The 2,746-nt window shown below is 74.5% G+C and carries 2 protein-coding genes and 1 tRNA gene; all 3 read right to left on the reverse strand.

Annotation, left to right across the window (positions count from 1 at the left end; all coding sequences use genetic code 11):
• Nucleotides 1-8: 8 nt before the first annotated feature.
• The 3 genes from ABD308_RS14680 to ABD308_RS14690 all read right to left on the reverse strand — a co-directional run bounded on the left by ABD308_RS14680 (nucleotide 9) and on the right by ABD308_RS14690 (nucleotide 2,550).
• A tRNA-Thr gene (locus tag ABD308_RS14680) sits at nucleotides 9-82 on the reverse strand.
• 81 nt (nucleotides 83-163) lie between these two features.
• The gene (leuE, locus tag ABD308_RS14685; RefSeq protein WP_344333667.1) at nucleotides 164-826 is read right to left on the reverse strand and encodes a leucine efflux protein LeuE; all 663 of its coding nucleotides are present in this window, start codon (nucleotides 824-826) and stop codon (nucleotides 164-166) included.
• Nucleotides 827-891: 65 nt separating this feature from the next.
• Complete coding sequence (locus ABD308_RS14690; RefSeq protein WP_344333669.1) at nucleotides 892-2,550, reverse strand: alpha/beta hydrolase; 1,659 nt, start codon at nucleotides 2,548-2,550, stop codon at nucleotides 892-894.
• Between the last annotated feature and the right edge of the window lie 196 nt (nucleotides 2,551-2,746).

Below are 2,746 nucleotides of genomic sequence, written 5' to 3' on the forward strand. Positions count from 1 at the left end.
TCCCACTGAGCCGCCTGCGGGATTCGAACCCGCGACCTACGCATTACGAGTGCGTTGCTCTGGCCAACTGAGCTAAGGCGGCACCGTTGCCGAAGTGGTGGCAACGCGGGCCAGTCTACACAGGTTCGCGGGTGATCCGTAACGGGATGGCGGGGGTGGGGGGTCAGGCTGAGGAGACGGCGAGTTTGGCGGCGAAGCCGGCGAAGAGGGCGGCGACGCCGCTGGTGAGACCGGCGGAGAGGCGCTTGCGGCGGCGGAAGGCGGAGGCGAGGGAGGTGCCCGCGAAGATCAGCAGGGAGAGGTAGATGAGGCTGAAGGTCTGCAGGATGCCGCCGAGGAGGGTGAAGGAGAGTATCGGGCTGCCGTAGGAGGGGTCGACGAACTGGGTGAAGAAGGAGAGCAGGAAGAGGATGGCCTTGGGGTTCAGCAGGCTGATCACCAGGGCGCGGCGGAACGGGCGCTCGGTGGACTCGGCGGGGTCGGTGGTCGCCGTGGCGGTGGGGGTCTCCGGGGCGGCGCGGTGCTCGCGCCAGAGTTGGCGGGCGGCGCGGAGCATGCCGATGCCTATCCAGAGCAGGTAGGCGGCGCCGCCGAACTTGACCACGGCGAAGACGGCCGGGTTGGCCTCCAGGAGGGAGGCGGCGCCGAGCGCGGTCAGGCTGATGAGCGTGAAGTCGCCGGCGAAGACGCCCGCGGCGGCCTGGTAGCCGGTGCGGACGCCCTTGCGGGCGGCGACGGACAGCACGTAGAGGGAGTTGGGGCCGGGGAGGAGGACGATGACGAGGGCGCCGAGGACGTACGTCGCCAGGCCGTTGACTCCGAGCACGGTGGGCTCCGGTGGGGGGAGGCGGTGAGGGGGTCGCTCATCCTAACCTCGTACCGGTCGCCTGCTCAGTTCCCGCAGCGGGTCCCGTTCTCCGGTGCCTCGCCGGCCAGCAGGTAGCGGTTGACCGCGCCGTCGAGGCAGGCGTCGTGGCGGCCGTACGCGGTGTGGCCGTCCCCGTCGTACGTCAGCAGCCGCCCGGACTCCAGTTGCCCGGCCAGCGACCGCGCCCAGGAGTAGGGGGTGGCCGGGTCGCGGGTGGTGCCGACGACCACGATCGGCGTGGCGCCGGCGGCCCGGACGGTGTGCGGCGCGCCGGTGGCCGGGACCGGCCAGTAGGTGCAGGTCAGGGCCATCCAGGCCATGTCCCGGCCGAACCGCGGCGAGGTCCGCTCGAACTCCGGCACCGCCCGCGCGGCGTCGTCCGGGCCGGTGAACGGCGCGGGCAGGTCGAGGCAGTTCACCGCCATGTTGGCGAACATCAGGTTGGGGTAGGAGCCGTCCGCCTCCCGCCCGTAGTACGCGTCGGAGAGCTTGAGCAGGCCGGTGCCGTCGCCGGCCCGGGCGTCGGCGAGCGCGGTGCGCAGCTGTGGCCAGAGGAAGTCGGCGTACATGGCCTGGATGACGCCGGTGGTCGCCTGCGCCTCGCTGAGCCGACGGGTGCCGTCGGCGGTCGGCAGCGGGTTCGCGTCGATCGCCGCGAACAGGGCGGTGAGCCGCTCGCCGGCCTGTTGCCCGGTGCGGCCGAGCGGACAGTCCTCGTGGGTGGCGCAGTCCTGGGCGAAGGCGGTCCAGGCGGTCTCGAAGCCACCCGCCTGGGTGCGGTTCCCGGCGAGCGAGTCGAGCGAGGGGTCCATCGCGCCGTCGAGCACCATCCGGCCGGTGCGGCCGGGGAACAGGCCGGCGTAGGTCGCGCCGAGGAAGGTGCCGTAGGACTTGCCGACGTAGTTCAGCCGCTCGTCGCCGAGCAGGGCGCGCAGCACGTCCAGGTCGCGCGCCGCCTCGACGGTGCTCAGGTGGCCGAGCCGGGCGCCGGCCCGCTGGCGGCAGCCCTCGGCGAACTCCTTGGCGGCGGCCACCAGGGCGTCGACCTCGACCGGGTCGTCGGGGCTGATGTCGACGGCGGTGTACGCGTCCATCCGCTCGCCGCTCAGGCAGGTGACCGGGGAGCTGCGGCCGACTCCGCGCGGATCCAGGCCGACCAGGTCGTACCGGGCGCGCACGCCGGCGTCGTACGTGCGGGCCGCGCCCTCGACGTACTCGACGGCGGAGCCGCCGGGGCCGCCGGGGTTGAGCAGCAGCGAGCCGAGGCGGGGCGGGGGGAGNCGGCCGGCGGAGCCGGAGGGGGCCGTGGAGGGGGCGGCGGAGCCGGAGGGAACGGCCGGGGCGCGGACGGCGGCCAGGGTGAGGTCGCCGTCGGCGGGGTGCGCGTAGTCCAGCGGCACCCGGAAGGTGGTGCACTCGTAGCCCTCGTCGCAGGGCTGCCAGGCGAGCACCTGCCCGTAGTAAGGGGAGAGCGCGGTAGGAACGGCGGCGGGCAGCGACTCCAGCGGGGTGACCACCGGCGCGGCGAAGCCCGGTGTCCCGCCGCCGGACGGGGCGGCGGTCTGCGGGCCCGCCCCGCCGGACGAGCACCCGCTCACCAGCAGCCCGACGGCGAGCACGACCGCCGCCGTCCCTCCCCCGGGCCCGCGCCCCGCGCCGTTACGCCGCCTGTCGGCCCGCATCTGGGATCCCCTCAGCCGTTCCGGTACCCGACGAGCGTAGTGCCGTGCGCCGGTCGGCTCAGGACGCCTTGCCGAGCGCCTCGCCGAGGTACTGCGCCGCCTGCCGGACCAGCCGCAGCCGGACCCGGTCCGCCGAGTAGTCCGTCGCGTTGTCGGAGATCCGCACCTCGGCCCGGGCCGCGGCGCCGGTGCCGCC

The sequence above is a fragment of the Kitasatospora putterlickiae genome (assembly GCF_039527695.1).
GTDB lineage: Bacteria > Actinomycetota > Actinomycetes > Streptomycetales > Streptomycetaceae > Kitasatospora > Kitasatospora putterlickiae.